Source organism: Kocuria sabuli (assembly GCF_040981185.1).
Lineage (GTDB): Bacteria > Actinomycetota > Actinomycetes > Actinomycetales > Micrococcaceae > Kocuria > Kocuria sabuli.
Genome location: NZ_JAVHZE010000019.1, coordinates 15,413 through 32,802 on the forward strand (window position 1 = coordinate 15,413; position 17,390 = coordinate 32,802).

A 17,390-nucleotide genomic window follows, 5' to 3' on the forward strand; every position below is an offset into this window, starting at 1 on the left:
GCCCCTCAGAGTGCGAAGAGGAACCGCCACAGCGCCGGTATGCACATCGGACCGCCTTGCGGTAGGGGTTCGTCCAACGTGCCTCTCCATTCTCGATGCAGGTCTCTCATGTCCTGATTCAGCTCCCCGACCGGGCCCAGAGGCAGTCGCTGGGGGTGTGGGTCACTCGGCGCCGGTGATGGGGCGGTGGCGCTGCTGCACACCGGCGGCGCCATAGGGATAGTCGTCCATCCGTGGTGCACTGACATCGTCGAGCCGCTGTGTCTCCTCCGCGGTCAGGCACAGGTCCGTGGCGGCCATGTTGTCGACCAGCTGCTCCACGGTGCGGGCCCCCAGGATGACCGAGGTCACCGCCGGTCGGTTACTGAGCCAGGACAGGGCTACCCGGGACGGTGAGGCGCCGTGGGCGTCGGCGATCTCGCGGACGGCGTCCACGACCTGCCAGGTCCGCTCCTGGGCATTGCGGCCCTCCCAGGCCTCCATGCCGCGCTCAGGGTCTTCGCCCAGCCGGGTCGCTCCGGTGGGGTCCACGTTGCGCCGGTACTTCCCGCTGAGCCATCCTCCGGCCAGGGGTGACCAGGGCAGCAGCCCGACACCGGCGTCCAGTGCCGCGGGCACGATCTCGTGCTCGATGTCGCGCACCAGCAGGTTGTACTGCGGCTGCAGGGTGACAGGGGCCGCCCATCCGTGGGCGGATGCGACGTGCACGGCCTTGGTGAGCTGCCAGCCGAGGTAGTTGGAGAACCCGTAGTAGGAGATCTTGCCTGCTGTCACGGCGTCGTCGAGGAAACGCAGTGTCTCCTCGAGCGGGGTGAGCTCGTCCCAGGCGTGCAGCTGGTACAGGTCGATGTGCTCCACGCCCAGCCGGGTGAGCGAGTCCTCCAGCGCGGTGCGCAACGGTCAGGCACGTGCGCGAGGAGATGGGGCTGAGCAACATCAAGCTCATGGTCCCGTTCGTGCGCACCCTCGCCGAGGCCGAGGGCGTCATCGGGCTGCTGGCGGCCAACGATCTGGTCCGCGGGCACAACGGTCTGCAGATCGTCATGATGTGCGAGCTGCCCGCCAACGCCCTGCTGGCCGATGAGTTCCTGGACCACTTCGACGGATTCTCCATCGGCTCCAACGACCTCACCCAGCTCACTCTGGGCTTGGACCGCGACTCCGCCCTGGTCGCCGGTTCCTTCGACGAGCGCGACCCGGCGGTGAAGAAGCTGCTGGCGATGGCCATCTCCGCCTGCCGGGCCCGGGACAAGTACGTGGGGATCTGCGGCCAGGGCCCCAGCGACCACCCCGAGCTCGCCCAGTGGCTGCTGGAACAGGGCATCGACTCGGTCTCCCTGAACCCCGACGCCGTCGTGGACACCTGGCTGGCACTGGCCCGCACCGCGACCCAACCCAGCGCGTGACCCCCTGCCCCGGTGCGTGCGCTCCGGCCCGGCGCTGATCGCGCCAAGGCCGGGGCGTCCGCCCCGGGCGGCCACCTACGAGGTTTCCCCTGAGCAGGAAGCGAGGACAATGATGACCGGTTCCGGACCGGCGGCGTTCTTCGTCTCGGACAGCACCGGCATCACCGCCGAGACCTTGGGCAACACCTTGCTGACCCAGTTCCCCGGTCAGCACTTCGAACGCCACACCGTGCCCTTCCTCACCACCGAACAGCAGGCCCGCCACCTCGTGGCCCAGATCGATGTGGTGGTGGCCGCCGGGCGGGTTTCGATGGTGTTCTCCACCGTGGTGGACCCCGGCATCCGCAGCATCCTGGCCGGCAGCCAGGGTTCTTTCGTGGACCTGTTCGGAACTTACCTGCCCCAGCTCGAGACCGCCCTGCACACTGCGGCGAGCCTGCGTCCGGGCCGGGCCCACGGGCTCGGGGACGCTCTGCGCTACCAGTCCAGGATGAGCGCGGTCGAATACGCCATGGAGCATGACGACGGGCAGTCCATCCGCGCCCTGGAACGGGCGCAGCTGATCCTCATCGCCCCCTCACGCTGCGGCAAGACTCCAACCAGCATGTACTTGGCCCTGCAGCACGGCATCCGCACTGCGAACTTCCCGCTCGTCGATGAGGATTTCGAACACCGATCCCTGCCGGCGCCCATCGCCCCCTACACCCACAAGTGCTTCGGACTGACCTCGCAGTCGTTGCGCCTGAGCCAGATCCGCCAGGAACGACGCCCGGGAACGGTCTACGCCTCCCTGGCCCAGTGCGGCTGGGAACTGCGCAACGCCGAGGATCTGTACACCCGCCACGGCATTCCGCACCTCAACTCGGCGTCCATGTCGGTGGAAGAAATCTCGGCCACGATCCTGCAGCAGACACAGATCCAAGAACATGACCCGGTCTGAGACGCCTGTCCCGGAGCGCACGAGTACGCCCGGCTCCACCTGCCGCCCCGCACGTGGACCGTGCTTGTGTGCGGGTCGGGGCCAGGGTTCGTGCGCTCAGAAGGAGAACCTGTCGGAGGCGGACCGGTCGGTGAGCACCAGGTCCCAGCCGTGTTCCCCACGCACGACCGTGGCGTCCTTCACGGTGCCGTCCGCGGCGAACCAGTACAGGCGGTTGCCGTGCCTGTGGACCCGGTAGCCGGACTGGCCGGCCACCCACGTGCCCTCGATCAGGGCCTTGGCCCGGCTGCCGGGCCACGTGGAGTAACTGAGACTTCCGAGAACAGTCAGGGTGAGGCTGATTCCCAGGGACGCGGCCACGAGTGTCGGCGGTACTCCAGGGATGGTGGCGATGGTGACGATGAGGGACATCGTGACCAGCAGAACCCCGAGAGGGTGGTTCCACCCCTTTGGTTCGGGCAGGCGGGGAGTGGGCGCCACGAACGGGAAGACGCGGACCGGGGTGGCGTCGGTGGTGGTCGGCCGGCGGGCGTCGTCGAAGAACTGCTGCAAGCTCATGGGGACTCCTGGGGCGTGCGGCACCGACCGCACGGAGCGGTCCGGAGGAGAAAGGGGTGGTGTGCGGGCTGCCGCTGAATTCGAGGCCGAAGCACCGCTGAGATCCGATTCATTGTTCCACCGTGGAGCTCATGCCGCCCCGTCGACGGATCGTTCGCTTCCTCACACCAGGCGGCAGGCAGCGGGCCACCAGGCTCTGTGCTCCTGGGCGCAGACCACCTGAAGTGGCCTCGATCGGCCGACTCCTTGGCTTGCGGCCCGGGCTGCTCCCATGCACGCCCACCCGGCTCGTCGGGGACCCCCTCAGCACTCCGGGACGACGACCAACTCATGCTGGAACGATCCCTGGGACGCACCGCCCTGATCGTCATTCCGGGGCCCGGTGTCCTGTTCATCATCGGACGCTCGCTCTCACTGGTCCGAAAAGGAGGCTTGCATCGAGCAGCCGCCCCGGTACGGGGCGGCCGAACAGGATCCATGCTCCCAGCATCAGGATCACCGGCCATTTCCAGCAGCGCATGCCTCAGGGACTTTCAGACGCAGGACCACTGGAATCTTGATCAACTGCAACGGCCATGACGTTGCAGTGGGGGTTCCGCTGAGCGGAACGTGAAGAAGGGCCGGACTGAACAGATTGCCGCGGCTCGGTATCATGCAACGCATGTCCATCAAGTTCGAGAACGTCGGCATCGCCGTCCGTGACCTCGAAGCGGCGATCGCCTTCTTCACCGACCTGGGACTGAGCGTCCTGGGCCGGGACACCGTCAGCGGGGAGTGGGCGGACACCGCCGTCGGCCTCGACGGCAACCATGCCCGCATCGCCATGCTCCAGACGCCGGACGGCAACGCTCGCCTCGAGCTCTTCGAGTACATCCACCCCGAGGCGATCGAGACGGAACCCGCACGGCCTCACGAGATCGGCATGCACCGCGTCGCCTTCTCGGTCGATGACATCGACGAGTCCCTGGTGATCGCCGCCAGGCACGGCTGCCACCCGCTGCGCGGGGTGGCGACCTACGGGGATGCCTACAAGCTCGCCTATGTCCGCGGCCCCAGCGGCATCATCGTGATGCTCGCCGAAGACCTGAAGAGGCGCTGACGACCGGTCGATGGTCGCGTGACCACCGGCCCACGCATCGCCGGCGACCACAGCCGCCGGCATCCCCGGCCGGAGCAGGCCGTCGAGGAGCGTCGAGGGATGCCCACCACATGACGGCGACAACCACATGGGACGGCGCTGCCCCCTGGGCAGGTTCTTCATCGGTCGCAGCCTCAACTGATCAGTGCACCAGCCGGCGGATGTGAGGGTGTGGCCTTGCACACTGCGGTAGACGTTCCCTGCGGGAGGGGTCGGGTGCATCCCGAGTCGTCCGAGACGAGGCCTTTGATCGGGAGGGTACGGCGCACCCGGGGATGGGCTCTACCGTTCCACCATGTAGCGGGCGCCCAGGGCCTCGGCGGGCTGTTCCATGTCGATCGACCGCTCGGGGACCGCCCCGACCACCACTTCCGCACCGTCGGCGACGAACCAGTTGCGGCCCTCGACGAAGTGCACCGAACCGCCGGCCCCGGCAGTGTCGGCGAGAAGTTCGTAGACGTCCTGACGGGCCTCGTCGCTGTCGAACCACAGCACCTCGACCGTGCTGGTGCACATCACCGACTCGCCCGTGGGCCCGCCCGAGGCGGTGCGCTTGTCGCCCGGTTCCGGTGCGTCATCGGAGCAGCCCACGATCTCGTCGACGGCTTGGTAGGTGGCCTCCAGGGAGTCGAATACCGGCAGCTCCTCGGTGTCCTCGCTACAGCCGGCCACGGCCCCGACCAGCCCGAGTACCGCCGTCAGGGACGCGTACTTCTTGGTGCGGTGGTTCATCATCGACACCCATCCCGTTCGCTTCAGCCCCACCGTAGCGAATCGGGCACAGCACCTGGTGGACCTGTCACCGTGCGTTCGGGGTTGGTCTGCGCACAAGGTGTCGCGATCTCGGGCGCACCTGTGAGGTGACGTTCTTGCGCAGCGCCGGCGGAAGGAAGGGCCACGGTGTTCGCCCGTGGCCCTTTTCTTGTGCCGCGTCAAAGGCGCCCATGGGTTTTCCGCGATCATGCGCCGCTGAGGTCGCGAGCACTTCCCCGGCATCGGGGTGGGTGCGGTGTCCGATCCCACCCCGTGGGTCGAAACCTCCCGCCTGTCCCGGTACCGCATGCGCACCGACCGGGCCGGACTGCACCTGCAGTCCGGGGAAATCGTGCTGTGCGCCCCGTACGAGCCGGCTGTGCTGAAGATGGTCGTGCTCGTACGCTGCGAGGCTGACGGATACAGTCCCGGCGCCCTGATCTCCACTTCCGAGGTGAGCTACATCGGCCCCGCCACCGAACCCCTGGTCATGACCTTGTGGGACAAGCCCGGAAAACGCTGATCAGCTCGGCGCCCGTTGCCGTGCTGATGGAACGGGGGCTTCTTCTGGCTGCGGAGTGGCCACGAGGCGGCCATGGGCCGGTGGGCGGCGCCGACATTGCTAAGGTCACTTGTTAACCGGCAGAGCGATCGAAGAAGGGGTGGAGGGTGCGCAACGAGCTGAAGGCACTGCGGAAGTCCCGGGAGCTGTCCCAGGGTCAGGTGGCCATCGCCGTGGGAGTCTCGCGGCAGACGATCTACGCGGTGGAGAACGACCGGTGCGACCCATCCTTGTCGGTGGCCTTCGCCCTGGCCCGGTTGTTCCACCGGCCGGTCGAGGAGGTCTTCCACGACCCCGGGTTCCCGTCGGCGGTGCGACGGGCCGGTTGATGGCCTAGGCCTCGGTCCTGGCCACGCCGCCGGCCTCGCTCCTCAACGCCACGTCCGACGTCCTGGGGCCTCGCCTCGGGCATTCTTCTGCGGGCTGATGGCCTCGGTGCGGCCGATGAGGTGAGGGGCCACGGTACGGGGAAGCGGGAACCGCTCCGGGTTTCTCCGGGCGGGCTCGGCGGGCTGTGACTGGAGTCAGCCGGGAACGAGTTCGTGGTCGGCGTGATCAAGCAGCCAGCGGTGAAAGCAGGGGTGGCTGGCTGCTCAACCACCCCTGTGACACCAGAAAATAGTCCCGGAGACGGGCAGAAGCACACCCCTGTCGTTTTTCGGACTGTCCATCCCTGCCACGAACCATGAGGGCGTCCTGGAAGTCCGGAGGCGGTGGCCCGTGGCAGGGCGGGTCGTCCTGGTGTCACACCTGGCCGGGGTGGATTGGTCAGGTGGGTGGTCGGCTCAGGCAGCGTCGCGGGCGTAACTCGTCCAGGACGTCCTGCAACCGGTCTGTGGTGCAGGGCTGGGCCCCGCCGGGGCCGGTGCTGTCGTGGAGCACGGTGCTGGGTGCAGTCATGGTGATGTCCTCGTGCGCAAAAGGAGACCGTACCCGGTGAACAGGCGCCGGCCCCAGCAACTGCTGCTGCAGGGCGGTCTCCTGCGCTGGTTCCCGGATCCAGGACGCGCAGGCCGGGAACGGACCCCCTGCTAGCGGGTACCGTGTGCTGATGCCCCTACCTGAAGTTGCACTGAGCCGGTTCCGTCAAACTGCGATCACCCTGGCCTATCGCACGGAGACAGGCATCCGCGACCAGCTGGCACGCCGAGCGGCCGACCATGGATGGATCCCAGCGGTGATTCCGTACTCCGGATACGCCAGCGCCGACCATGCCCGTGTGCTGGGACGGGTCGTCCTCGCCCCGGCAGCCGTGGATCCTGCCGCCCGCCGCGGCATCCCCGGATGGCGGCGCCTGCTCACCCTGGAGAGCCCCGGCATCGAGATGGAAATCGAGTTCTGCGGTACCACGACCATGGTCACCAGCGACTCCGCCGGCATCATCGACGCCCGGCTGCCGTTGGAAAGCCCCCTGGAGCCGGGCACCACCACGGCACTACTGCAGCTGGAGGGCCGTCAGCAGGTCCGGGCGGACGTGCATGTGATGAGTGCTGAACCGGTGCACGCGGTGGTCTGCGACATCGACGACACCGTGTGGGTCACCGGCATCTCCCACCCGCTCCGGGCGACTTGGCGCACCCTGAGCGGCTCCAGCTCGACCAGACGGTCGGTGCCTGGCATGGCGCGTCTCCTCCAGGCCGCTGTCGAGGACCAGGACCACCCCGCAGTGGTGTACCTGAGCAACGGCCCCTGGAACTTCGTGGGTCCGGTCACCCGATTCCTCCAACGCCACGATTTCCCGCCCGGGGCGGTGCTGATGACCGACTGGGGCATCACACCGAACCGCTGGTTCCGCGACGGCCAGAAGCACAAGTCGTCGTCTCTGGCCCGTCTCGTGGAGGAGTTCCCCCACCTCACGTGGGTCCTCGTCGGGGACGACGGCGAGCACGACCCGAAGATCTACGGCGACCTGGCGCGGGCGCACCCTGAGCGTGTGGCAGCCATCGCCCTGCGCCAGGTCCGCCCGGACGCACCGACCGGAGCTGACCAGCAGAGCGGCTCGAGCAACGGAGTACCTGTCCTGCGTGGCCCCGACGGGGACGAGCTCCTCCCACTCCTGCGCCAGGCACTGCACCACAGCTCCCCAGCAGACACCTGATCGTCTTCGTGGTGGCGCGCCGCGGATCCGGTCCCGCTGTGGACGCCGCAGACGCGAGGAGGGGCTAGTTCCCCGGGTGCATGCGAAGCGGGTCCCCCACCGGCGGTTGATCGCGGTGCCCGCATGGCCGGCACGGTTCCGGGAAGGGCACGGGCTCCGGGGCGGGTTCGGTCGTACCTGCAAGGCCATCTGTGCTGGTCGGCCCAGGGGCAGCGCCTGCAACAGGTTCGGTCCCCCCGCCGATCTGCATAGGGCCCGGTCAGGGGTGTCGCCCGATGCAGAACATGCTGACCTTCGCCGGAGCACTGCGTGATGACGGTGCTGGGTGGGGTGGGTCGGAGCTGAGGATGGGGCGAGGACACCCGCACCCCGATGGTGGTCACAGTGATGATCCTGCTGTTCCCGGCGGGAGAGCTTGAGCACCGAAGCCCATCACCTCGGGTGCGGGCCACCCACACGACGTCGTCACGGAACTCTCAGGGACAGGGGGCGGACACCGCAACGTCCTTCCCGGCCGCCCCACGGACGAGCCGGATCAGGTGTCACCTGTTCGTGCGGCAGTTCCTTGAATGTGCAGGCCCCTGCACGAGTGAAACGTGCACCACCGTTTCACGGTTTCCCGGGCGGCCTCGAAGGGCAGACCAGCACTGGTTCTCAAGTGTCATCCTACGGGGGCGCTGCTTCTCCTGGCGTGACAAGTCCTGACTCGTAGCTGAGGACGACGAGTTGGGAGCGGTCGCGGGCACCGAGTTTGCTGAGGAGTCGGCTGACGTAGGTGCGTGCAGTGGCGGGGCTGATGTGGAGGCTCGTGCCGATCTCGTCGTTCGATTCGCCCAGGGCGATGCGGGTCAGGACTTCGCGTTCACGGTCGGTGAGCGACCCCAGGAGTACGGGTCGGGTTCTCGTGGTCGGGCGTTCTGCCAGAGCGCTCATAACTTTCCGGGTGATGGACGGAGAGAGCAGGGCGTCGCCGGCGGCAACGAGTCGGATGGCGCGTCGCAATTCGGCAGGGGCAATGTCCTTGAGGAGGTATCCGGCTGCTCCTGCTCGAATGGCCGCCATGACGTTCTCGTCCTCGTCGAAGGTCGTCAGTACGACGACTCTCACGTTCACGAGTTCGCGATCACCGACGATCGCTCGGGTGGCGGCGATGCCGTCCATGGTGGACATCCGGATGTCCATCAGGACAACGTCGGGCTTGTGCTGGCGAACTGCGCTGATCCCTCGACTGCCGTTGTCGGCTTCGGCGACCACTTCGATGTCGCCGTCGTGTTCGGCAAGGGTGCGCAAACCTGTTCGGACGAGTTCCTGGTCATCGACCAGTACGATGCGGATCATGGAGCCAGCCTCGCTGGCATGGTGGCCTCGACGGCGAAACCGATGCCTGCGGAGGAGCAGGTGGAAAGCGAACCACCGAGCAGCCTGACGCGCTCTGTCATCCCGGCCATGCCGTACCCGTCTCTTGGATCGGCCTGCGCGGAACCCCGCCCATTGTCGGTGACGCTGATGTGGAGACGACCGTCGCGGATGTCTGCTTTCACGTGCGCGTGGGTGGCGCCTGCGTGGCGGACGACGTTGGTGATCGATTCCTGGATCACCCGGTAGGCCGCGGCGTCAACCGGAGCGGACAGTTCCTCAGGTGTCGCGGTGATGTCGGTCCTGATCTCGAGGCCGGCACCCTGCGCGGTGTCGATCAGCTCCTGCACCGCCGACAGGGACAGGACTCTGCGTGTCTCGTCCTGGGCAGCCGACGAACGCAGGATGCGCACCATCGATCGCAGGTCCCGCAGCGTCTGCGTGCTAGCCGTTCGAATACGATCGAGGGCCTCGCTGACAGCTCGGTCATCGTGGCCGACCGCTTCAGCTCCGACTCCGGCTTGGAGCGAGATCACCGACATCGTGTGCCCGACCGTATCGTGCAGTTCCCGTGAGATGCGTTCGCGTTCGCTCTGCATCCGCAGGTCGGCCTCACGGGCAAGCTGTGATGTGGTGAGCCTGGCGATCTCTGCCTGCTGAGCCAACCGGATGCGCCTGGTACGGAAACTGTGTCCGAGAGCGATCGCGGCCGCGAACAGGGCGATGTTGGACACCGACTCGTAGCCGACGAGGAACCCGATCGCTTCTTCGCCATCTCGGATGCGAAAGTACATCGAGACAACGAACATGACGATTCCCGTCCCCACCGACCACCCCATCAGGTCGGCCTCGGCAGTGGAGAACAGAGCCGCAACGACCGGGATCGCAATTCCGATCGGCGGGTAGTCCAGCGTGTAGTACGCGAACGTCCCGAGCACACTGAGCACGAGCACGCTCCGAGGCATGGTCCTGCGCAGCAGCATCAGACCGCCGAACCCGAGCGCGAAAAGGTAGGCGACCGCGTCCGGGGATCTCTCGCCTCCGTAGCCCGTCGCGATGATGAGTCCGATGGCCAACGACACGGCAGTCCCCAGCAGCGCGTCGATGACCCACGGCGGTACCTGAACGTCACGGCGGAGATCGCCGGCCATCTCATCCGGCTTCGCCGAAGCCCGCTCAACCATAGACACCAGGGTACGAGTAGAACGCCGGGCGATCACGGGTCTCCGGGCGCTGCCCGGTGTCGCTTCTCGGCGTACTCGGACCGGGACGCGAAGCGACATGGGTCGAGATCAGGAGCCGATGTCCGCGCCGGAGCGCACTTCTAACGTTGCCGGCATGTACAAGATCAAGAACCTGCAATGGCCGCTCGTGCTCGGCCTCGGCGCCCTCGCCCTCGTCCGGCCGCTGATGAGCATCATCGAACACCAACTGGGTGCCACCGGCCCCGCGTCAGTACCGATCATCAGCACGGTCGTCATCTCGATAATCTGGGTCGCGGTCGTCGGCCTGAGCAGGGTGGCCCTCCCTGTCCTGACTCTGCTGTTCACCGGACTGACCTACGCCGTGCTTTCCATCATCCTCAGCGGAATCCTCTCCCCGATTCTCACCGGCGAACTCCAAGGCCCCTTGGCGATGCCGATTGCCATCATCCCTGTCCTGGCGGTCAATGCCGTCTGGGGTCTGGTAGCAGGATGGCTCGCCCTCCTGGTCCAGCGTGCCCGCGGGGTCCGCCGTCCAGCCGACCACTCGTCCGCCTGACGCCGCACGGTCCTCGCACCTGAAAGGAACACCCGTGCGACAAGTCGGAACCGGAGCCCTCGGGCTCGTGGGTGGAGTGTTGCTCGCCCTGATCGTGCAGGATCTGCTCGCGGTCGCGTTCCTCCAGGACGGCACCATCCCGATCGCCCTGGGCATCCTGCTGGGCTTGCTGATGCCCGTCCTCGGCATGGTCGGTGCCGGCGCGGCCGTCCTGATCGACAACCGCTACACGAAACGCCGCTCGAGGGACACGCCGGGTGTCTGAGGCTCACCCCGTCGATCTGTCCCGGCGAACCGGCCTGAAGATCGGCGGGGTGGCGGTCACCGGCGTTGCCCTGCCGAACCTGTTGGCAGCGTGCGGCATCGACAGCGGCGGCTCCAACAACAGCATCCAGTCCAGTGCCGGCCGGGTGCTCGGCAGCCAGGCACCACTCCCCGAGACCTTCCGCACCACGCTGCCCATCCCGCCGGCGCTCCAGCCGATCCGCAGCACCGGCGGCACCGACTACTACGAGACCACCCAAAGAATCGGACAAGCGACATTCCATGCGGAGCTCACAACCGAGGTGTGGGGATACGAGGGCATCCTGCCCGGACCCACCCTCGTCTCACGCCGCGGACGCCGCACCGTGGTGACCCACCGCAACGAGCTCCCCGTACCCGTCTCTGTCCACCTGCACGGCGGCGCCCGAGCACGACGGCTACCCCACCGATCTCATCCTGCCGGCGAATGGAACAGCCGCTCCTGCCGGGCACGGCGCCACGACAATCTCGCGCAAGCGAGGACTGTGTCTACGACATCGACCAACCCGCTGGGATCCTGTGGTACCACGAGCACCGAACGGACTTCACCGGGCCACGGGTTGACCGCGGCCTGGCCGGCTTCCGCCTCGTCCACGACGACACCGAGGGCCGCGCGCCGGTCCAGGCCCGGTGCTCCGGCCGCGCGCAGCTCGGCCAGCAGCACCTGATGAAGCCCCGGCCACACTCCAGCCTCGGTCCACTCCCGCAGCCGCCGCCAGCATGTGGCCCCGGAAACGCCCAGCAGGTCCCGCAGCAGCCGGTTCCAGTCGATGCCGGTCCGGAGTGCGAACACGGTCCCGGCCAGGGCGACCCGGTCATCGTCCGGCCGACGTCCCGGTTGCCGGTACGCCTGGGTGGACGTGGCGGCAGCAGCGGTTCGAATCGCTCCCGAAGCGAGTCCTGTACAAGATCCCGCATCATGCCCACCAGGGTCGCCGGGGACCCCGTCAGCGCTCATGAGCTCTGACCAACTCATTCTGGAACGACCTCTTGAACGACGGGAGTTGAAGTGGATGCGACTGCTCCCGCCTGTCGACATCGACCGAGCTCCTGCAGGTCACTCCCCATGTTGCGATCGGCTGACAACGGCACGCTGGGTCGGCATCCCACTGCATCTGCGCAGGTCGTCGTGAGTTTCCTGCACCAGATGCAGGTTTTCACGGATGGCCTGATCGAGCGCGGCGGTGCTTGCACGGTGAAACGTTCGCTCCTGCCGATGAGCGGACGTGCGAGTGGGGAATCACCCATCCGTCAAGCTGCTCGTTGGAACCAGTCGAGCGTGAGGTCGGCGACGGGGGCAGGGGTGTCGTCGGTGACGAAGTGTGCTGCGTCGTCGACGTCGGAGAACTCGACCCGGTCGGCGTACCGCTCGGGATGGCGGCAGAGATGCTCCAGGACGTCCTCGGTCCAGGGGCGGTCCTGGCGGCCGAAGACGACGAGGGTCGGCACCGTGAGCCGCCGGCGTCGGTAGACGCCCCGTGCCATGCGCATGGCTTCGGGCAGCACCAGGCCACGCAGGAGGGGACGCACCGCGGCGTCGATGTCGGGGCGGCGCATCGGGGCGAGGTGGGCTTCGACGGTCGCCTCGGACATCGGGCGGGCGACGTACGCCTCGGAGAAGGTTCCACGCAGTGAGGCGCCCGGCCGGTGCCAGATGAACCCGGGCAGGTGCCGGAAGCCCGGGGCGACCTTCGGACTGAACTTCATGAAGGCCGGCGGCACGGCCAGTTGCACTGCCGTGCGAACCCGTTCGGGGTGGTCGTAGGTCAGGTGGAAGGCGGTGAGGACACCCATGTCGTGGGAGACGAGGTGGGCGCGGTCGATGTCGAGGGCGTCGAAGAGGGCGAGCAGGTCACGGAGCCTGGTCTCGCGCCGGACACGCGGATCGTCGGCAACCGTCCAGCCGGCCCCGCGCAGGTCGGGGCAGATCGCGCGGTAGCCGTGTGCGGCGATGACGGCAGCTGTGGTGCGCCACTGCCACCAGTGCTGGGGAAAGCCGTGCAACAGCACGACGGGTTCACCGTCGCCGACGGCGGCAACGTGAGTCTGCAGACCGGGCGTCTCGACGACGAGATGGTCGAAGCCGGGAGCCTCGGGAAGCGGCGGCGACCACGCCGCGGCGTCGGGGCGGGTGATGCGGGGCTCGGGCGCTGGCATGACGATCCCCTTCTCGGGGTAGAATTACTATTTTTATAGTAGACTTTGTGAAAGGGGTGTCAATGGCGGCGGCTACCCGGGAACGCGCGCTCGAGACGGCCGTGGAGTTGCTCGGCGCGGAAGGCGTGCGTGCGTTGACCCATGCGCGGGTCGATGAGCGAGCAGGCCTCCCGCCTGGGTCGACCTCGAACTGGTTCCGCACTCGTCGGGCGCTTCTGGGTGGAATCGTCGACTGGATCGCCGAGCACGAGCGCGCCGACTTCGACCCGGCCGCGACACCAGCGATCACTGGACTCGACCAGCTGATCGAAAGCTGGTGCGCCCTGGTCGAACTGCAGACCGGTCCGTTCGCCGCACGCACCCGCGCGCGCTACGCCCTCTTCCTCGAGCTCGCCGGCGACCCTGACCTCGGTGAGCCGCTGCGCCGGCAGCGTCGCGAGTTCGAGCGGTGGACCGAGCAGATCGTGACCGCCGCCGGCATCGCCGACCCCGCGCCGGCGACCCGGGCCCTCATGGCGCTCAGCGACGGGCTGCTCCTGCACCGGCTCACCGTCGACCCCACGCTGGACATGCGCCCCGCCATCGAACGCGCTGTGCGCGCCCTGGCGCGGTCATGACCTGACGCTCCCGCGCAGAAGCCGGCGCACCACTGCAACAGGCCTTGCGCCGCGCCGGCACGCCGCAACCGTCTCTGGGCGGGGACGAGGGCGGCAGCGCAGGCGCGTAGGGAGCCAAGAACGGCTGGATCGCTGCTTCTGTTGCCCCAGACCGTCGCTGGAGGCGCAGCGGACTGTCTCCAGCGCGTTCGCCCAGGGACGGCGCTCAGAGCTCGGCGAACGTCGCAGAGACGATTCGCGTCGAAGATCGTGCAGAAGGCACTCATGACCGGAGGTGCCGCTGCCAGTCAGGCACAAGGCCGAGCTGCTCCCGCCTCATCAACACCCGTTCCCACCAGTTGTCCACGAGAACGATGTTGCAGCAGGGGTCCCCTGCTTGCGCATCGCGTGGTGGTGCCCCCCTCGGGACTCCCCTGCGGGCAGCAACATCGCGGAGGAGGTCCTGGGCGTGGATTCCGTGCTGATGGAGCTGGGAGCCTCATGGGCGGAGGCTGTGGGTGGTCGAGCCGGACGAAGGCGGTCGCAGGTCTTTGGCCATGGCCATGCGAGGCCAGCGGTCCAATCCGTGTGCTGCTTCTGCGGCGCGCAGCGCTTTGAGCTGGTCACCGAGTTCCTCCGGTGCCAGCTCGCGCCATCCCTGACGGGAGTAGAAAGGTCCGTTTCAGGGGACGTGCCGGTAGGTGGTCAACGTCATCCGGTGTGCGCCCGAGGCGGTGGCCCAGTGCTGCGCCTGCTCCAGCAGGGCGCGACCGTGACCGCGGCGGCTGTGGGCCGGGTCCACGCTGACCTGCTCCACGTGCGGGGCGCCGTCGACGATGTGGAGGCGCAGGTAGCCCACCGGCTGGTCCTCCTCGTCGGTGGACACCCAGATCCGGCCGATTCGGCGCTCTCGCTCCAGTTCGAGGAGGCCAGGTGGGGGATCCGCCGCCACAGCGTCCATGCCGAGCTCCAGGAACAGTCGACCGGCCCGCACTTCGATACTCGCCGAGGCGGTCGGTGATCCGCCGCTGTAGCTGTAGTCGTGCGGTGGTGGTGCGGCACAGGGGTCTCATCGGCGTCCGCCCATGAGCTCTGCATGGTGCCTTGACACAACCTGAGGTGTAAAAGAAACTGTACGTGTAAAGCGAGCTGTACACCTTGAGGGAGAGCCGGACATGACGGTCGAGCAGGCGCGCACGAAGTGGGGACGCACGAAGTGGGGACGCACGAAGTGGGGACGCACGAAGTTCGGAACCGGCCGCACACCGGCGATGGCCATCGCCCTTCCCTCCGGGGTGGTCCTGGGAATGGCGGGAGGCTTGCTGTCCGTGCTCGTGGGCGTCACCGCATCGAATCCGGCACTGGGCTTCTGGGTGTTCACCTCCTGCCTCACGATGCCGGCCGTCGCCCTGGTGTACGTCCTCGTCGTGGACCGTAACACGCTCGAAGGAGCGGCCGAGCGGCCCGACGACTCCATCGAATCCGGGTGGTACGACAAGGCCGCTTCGGGGTCCTTCGCGGATCTCATCCTGGTGCTCGGGATCGCGTCGATCATCCTCACGTTCATTCCCAGGGACTTCTTCGTCGATCTGAAGCTCGTCCTCCCAGCAGTCGTCGCAGTGTGCTTCGCCTCCTTCGGGGTCCGATATCTGGTGCTGCGACGGAAAGGCTGAAGTGAGGAACCTGGTCAACGACTCACGTCAACGCCTGGGGTGGTCGCAGCAACGGCTCGCCGACGAGCTGGGGGTCTCACGCCAGACCATCATCTCCATCGAACGAGGACGGTTCGACCCGTCACTACCGCTGGCCTTCCGACTGGCAGCAGTCTTCGACAGCACCATCGAGGATCTCTTCTTTCCCGATGACCAGCCATGATCCCCACGTTTTGGCGTCCGACCGACTGAGTGAAAGTGTCCGCCAAGGGTCAGCCCCACGCACAATGCTGCTGCGGGCGGTCAGGTGATCTTCTTGGCGAACGGTGCCGACGGGCCCATGTCGTTGTTGAAGCTGTAGCGGATGTCATCCGGGATCTCTGCGGGGTAGTGCACGTCCTCGTCGAGGGCCAAGCCGTAGGTCCGACGGGCCGATCCGTCCCCCACGGTGAGCAGTGCCTGTCGGTGGTGCCGCAGCCCGCGAACCCGCTCCGGCCGGTGGCCACCCCGAGGCCCTTCCAGTGGGGTCCTGGTGTGCGGTCATCGTCGACTCCTCGGTGTGCGGGCTTCCGGGGTCCTGTCCTGCGCATCGGGGATGTCGACGTGATGAGCGCATGAGCCCGCTCCTGTAGCTTCTCGTCGCAACCTCGGCCTGGTGCTGCAGGGATGTCTCGGTGGGCCCGATCTGTTCTCAGCGTCCGGCGTAGAGCTTAGCCATGGCTCGCTGGAGGATCGGGGCGATTTCGGACGGGTACGGGGCCGGGGAGGCGTGCTGGGCGATCTGCTGGTCGAGATGGGCCCAGAACTGCCGGTCATCTCGGAAGGTCAGCGGCCGGCGGATCAACCACACCCAGCCCCGCGGGGGCAGAGGGACTCCGGCGTCGAGCAGGTGGGACTCGATCTCCTCATCCACCAGCTCGCGAGCGCCCACCGTGAACGGCTCGGTCCGGGGGCGGACGTGGCCGGTGGGTCCGTGGCACTCCGCGTCCACTGTGCGACCCAGGTCGTCGACGGGCATCCTCCGGATGTTGACCGTTCCGGCTGCCCAGGCGGCCACCGCCCCCAGCCCGTTCTCCGTGGCCACCAGCCACTCGCCGCCGGGACGACCCTCGTCCACCTGATCCCAGCCCATGGTCCTCGTGGTGCTCCCTTCTCCAGTGACGGCGTCTCCCGACCCGGCATGCGCCGCCGACGATCAGGCCGAGGTCGTCATCGCCGCGACCGGGCTGTGGTTGGGACAGAACCACGGGTCAGGACGTGCGTTCATGCCTCCCGGGGATGGAGCTGCCCCATGGATACGGTGGGGGATGGCCTCGGACAGTCGTGGGAGCACCCGGGTGCTCCGCTGCACCGTGAGTGGGCTCGGCTTCGGCGCCCTGGCGGACGCTGGGCCGGAGGAGCACCTGCGTCACACGGCCGAAGAAGTCGGTGTGGAGCAGGTCATCGGAGGATCGCTTCACGGGCCCGGTTCGCTGGGCGTCGGTGGGGCCTTGCGTGCGGGGACTGTCGTCGGGGTCTGCCCCAGGTGCCGTCGACCGTAGGCCTTCGTGGCTTGGACAACGAGGGTCAACAGCAGGAGCAGCAGCCCGGCGCTGGCGGCCGGGACCACGTCGACGGGCAGGGTGTAGGACATCGCGACTCGGGTGATGGCACCGATCAGGAAGGCGATCCCCCAGCCGGCGGTCATCGCCTGGAAGATTCTGCGGAACACGGTGTTGTGCTGCCAGTCGTGCTGCCAGCGGGCGGCGGCCTCAGCCGGCATCAGTGCCACGGTGGCCTCGAACAGCACGGGCCTTCGGCTGCAGAGACTGATCAGCAACCACGTCCCGAGTAGCGCGGTGAGCCAGCTGCCCAGGGCCATCAGCAGGCGGGCGTCGGTGGTGATCAGGCCTACGGCGGAGTTGAGCACCAGCACCGTGAGGGTGAAGGCCCCGAGCCGGTCCAGCCGATGGGCGCGGACCGTGGTGATCAGTACGCGCAGCAACGGGGCGAACCCGCCCAGCACCAGCGCCACCCAGGGCTCCGCCCCGGCCAGCCGCAGCCCGTAGTACAGGGTGAAGGGCAGGACCAGGCCTGTGCCCAGCAGTCCCACCAGCGGATGCCGCCAGCA

20 protein-coding genes and 3 pseudogenes are annotated in these 17,390 nt (G+C 67.7%); 12 read left to right on the forward strand and 11 right to left on the reverse strand.

Going from position 1 to position 17,390, the window contains the following annotated elements:
* Positions 1-162: 162 nt before the first annotated feature.
* Positions 163-897 (reverse strand): annotated as a pseudogene (locus RE027_RS15065) (aldo/keto reductase); the annotation flags it as partial.
* Between the two features lie 11 nt (positions 898-908).
* On the opposite strand from RE027_RS15065, the pseudogene RE027_RS15070 reads away from it, so the two are divergent.
* Positions 909-1,406 (forward strand): annotated as a pseudogene (locus tag RE027_RS15070) (putative PEP-binding protein); the annotation flags it as partial.
* A gap of 112 nt (positions 1,407-1,518) precedes the next feature.
* A complete protein-coding gene (locus tag RE027_RS15075) occupies positions 1,519-2,346 on the forward strand; it encodes a pyruvate, water dikinase regulatory protein (RefSeq protein ID WP_368809093.1) in 828 nt (275 codons plus the stop codon).
* Positions 2,347-2,442: 96 nt separating this feature from the next.
* On the opposite strand, the gene RE027_RS15080 is transcribed toward RE027_RS15075, so the two are convergent.
* Entirely contained in the window at positions 2,443-2,904 is a 462-nt protein-coding gene (locus RE027_RS15080) for a hypothetical protein (RefSeq protein WP_368809094.1), read from the reverse strand.
* A gap of 661 nt (positions 2,905-3,565) precedes the next feature.
* Between RE027_RS15080 and RE027_RS15085 the strand changes: the two genes are divergently transcribed.
* A complete protein-coding gene (locus tag RE027_RS15085) occupies positions 3,566-4,003 on the forward strand; it encodes a VOC family protein (protein WP_368809095.1) in 438 nt (145 codons plus the stop codon).
* Between the two features lie 321 nt (positions 4,004-4,324).
* Here RE027_RS15085 and RE027_RS15090 read toward each other — a convergent pair whose 3' ends face one another.
* On the reverse strand, positions 4,325-4,777 hold the full coding sequence (locus RE027_RS15090; protein WP_368809096.1) for a hypothetical protein: 453 nt from the start codon (positions 4,775-4,777) through the stop codon (positions 4,325-4,327).
* Between the two features lie 274 nt (positions 4,778-5,051).
* On the opposite strand from RE027_RS15090, the gene RE027_RS15095 reads away from it, so the two are divergent.
* A complete protein-coding gene (locus RE027_RS15095) occupies positions 5,052-5,318 on the forward strand; it encodes a hypothetical protein (protein ID WP_368809097.1) in 267 nt (88 codons plus the stop codon).
* 146 nt (positions 5,319-5,464) lie between these two features.
* Positions 5,465-5,686, forward strand: a complete 222-nt coding sequence (locus tag RE027_RS15100) for a helix-turn-helix transcriptional regulator (RefSeq protein WP_368809098.1) — start codon at positions 5,465-5,467, stop codon at positions 5,684-5,686.
* 439 nt (positions 5,687-6,125) lie between these two features.
* Here RE027_RS15100 and RE027_RS15105 read toward each other — a convergent pair whose 3' ends face one another.
* Entirely contained in the window at positions 6,126-6,257 is a 132-nt protein-coding gene (locus tag RE027_RS15105; protein WP_368809099.1) for a hypothetical protein, read from the reverse strand.
* A gap of 319 nt (positions 6,258-6,576) precedes the next feature.
* On the opposite strand from RE027_RS15105, the gene RE027_RS15110 reads away from it, so the two are divergent.
* On the forward strand, positions 6,577-7,455 hold the full coding sequence (locus tag RE027_RS15110; protein WP_368809100.1) for a phosphatase domain-containing protein: 879 nt from the start codon (positions 6,577-6,579) through the stop codon (positions 7,453-7,455).
* Positions 7,456-8,121: 666 nt separating this feature from the next.
* Here the strand turns inward: RE027_RS15110 and RE027_RS15115 are convergent.
* Both RE027_RS15115 and RE027_RS15120 read right to left on the reverse strand, forming a co-directional pair.
* Entirely contained in the window at positions 8,122-8,793 is a 672-nt protein-coding gene (locus RE027_RS15115) for a response regulator (RefSeq protein WP_368809101.1), read from the reverse strand.
* Positions 8,790-9,995, reverse strand: coding sequence for a sensor histidine kinase (locus RE027_RS15120; protein ID WP_368809102.1), 1,206 nt, complete (start codon positions 9,993-9,995; stop codon positions 8,790-8,792). Before RE027_RS15120 ends, RE027_RS15115 begins: the two co-directional genes overlap by 4 nt.
* Before the next feature lie 154 nt (positions 9,996-10,149).
* On the opposite strand from RE027_RS15120, the gene RE027_RS15125 reads away from it, so the two are divergent.
* The 3 genes from RE027_RS15125 (at position 10,150) to RE027_RS15135 (ending at position 11,543) form a co-directional block, all read left to right on the forward strand.
* Positions 10,150-10,572, forward strand: a complete 423-nt coding sequence (locus tag RE027_RS15125) for a hypothetical protein (protein WP_368809103.1) — start codon at positions 10,150-10,152, stop codon at positions 10,570-10,572.
* A 34-nt stretch (positions 10,573-10,606) separates the two neighbouring features.
* Complete coding sequence (locus tag RE027_RS15130; RefSeq protein WP_368809104.1) at positions 10,607-10,837, forward strand: hypothetical protein; 231 nt, start codon at positions 10,607-10,609, stop codon at positions 10,835-10,837.
* A gap of 145 nt (positions 10,838-10,982) precedes the next feature.
* The gene (locus RE027_RS15135) at positions 10,983-11,543 is read left to right on the forward strand and encodes a multicopper oxidase domain-containing protein (RefSeq protein ID WP_368809135.1); all 561 of its coding nucleotides are present in this window, start codon (positions 10,983-10,985) and stop codon (positions 11,541-11,543) included.
* A gap of 14 nt (positions 11,544-11,557) precedes the next feature.
* Here the strand turns inward: RE027_RS15135 and RE027_RS15140 are convergent.
* Together RE027_RS15140 and RE027_RS15145 are read right to left on the reverse strand one after the other, a co-directional pair.
* Positions 11,558-11,914: pseudogene (locus RE027_RS15140) on the reverse strand (transposase); the annotation flags it as partial.
* A gap of 212 nt (positions 11,915-12,126) precedes the next feature.
* Positions 12,127-13,032, reverse strand: coding sequence for an alpha/beta fold hydrolase (locus RE027_RS15145; RefSeq protein ID WP_368809105.1), 906 nt, complete (start codon positions 13,030-13,032; stop codon positions 12,127-12,129).
* Positions 13,033-13,094: 62 nt separating this feature from the next.
* Between RE027_RS15145 and RE027_RS15150 the strand changes: the two genes are divergently transcribed.
* Entirely contained in the window at positions 13,095-13,649 is a 555-nt protein-coding gene (locus RE027_RS15150) for a TetR/AcrR family transcriptional regulator (RefSeq protein ID WP_368809106.1), read from the forward strand.
* 661 nt (positions 13,650-14,310) lie between these two features.
* Here the strand turns inward: RE027_RS15150 and RE027_RS15155 are convergent.
* Entirely contained in the window at positions 14,311-14,589 is a 279-nt protein-coding gene (locus tag RE027_RS15155; protein ID WP_368809107.1) for a GNAT family N-acetyltransferase, read from the reverse strand.
* A 214-nt stretch (positions 14,590-14,803) separates the two neighbouring features.
* On the opposite strand from RE027_RS15155, the gene RE027_RS15160 reads away from it, so the two are divergent.
* A complete protein-coding gene (locus RE027_RS15160) occupies positions 14,804-15,301 on the forward strand; it encodes a hypothetical protein (protein ID WP_368809108.1) in 498 nt (165 codons plus the stop codon).
* Position 15,302: 1 nt separating this feature from the next.
* Positions 15,303-15,503, forward strand: a complete 201-nt coding sequence (locus tag RE027_RS15165; protein WP_368809109.1) for a helix-turn-helix transcriptional regulator — start codon at positions 15,303-15,305, stop codon at positions 15,501-15,503.
* Positions 15,504-15,971: 468 nt separating this feature from the next.
* Here RE027_RS15165 and RE027_RS15170 read toward each other — a convergent pair whose 3' ends face one another.
* Together RE027_RS15170 and RE027_RS15175 are read right to left on the reverse strand one after the other, a co-directional pair.
* Complete coding sequence (locus RE027_RS15170; protein ID WP_368809110.1) at positions 15,972-16,412, reverse strand: DUF5956 family protein; 441 nt, start codon at positions 16,410-16,412, stop codon at positions 15,972-15,974.
* 324 nt (positions 16,413-16,736) lie between these two features.
* The gene (locus tag RE027_RS15175) at positions 16,737-17,372 is read right to left on the reverse strand and encodes a VC0807 family protein (protein ID WP_368809111.1); all 636 of its coding nucleotides are present in this window, start codon (positions 17,370-17,372) and stop codon (positions 16,737-16,739) included.
* Positions 17,373-17,390 lie beyond the last annotated feature (18 nt).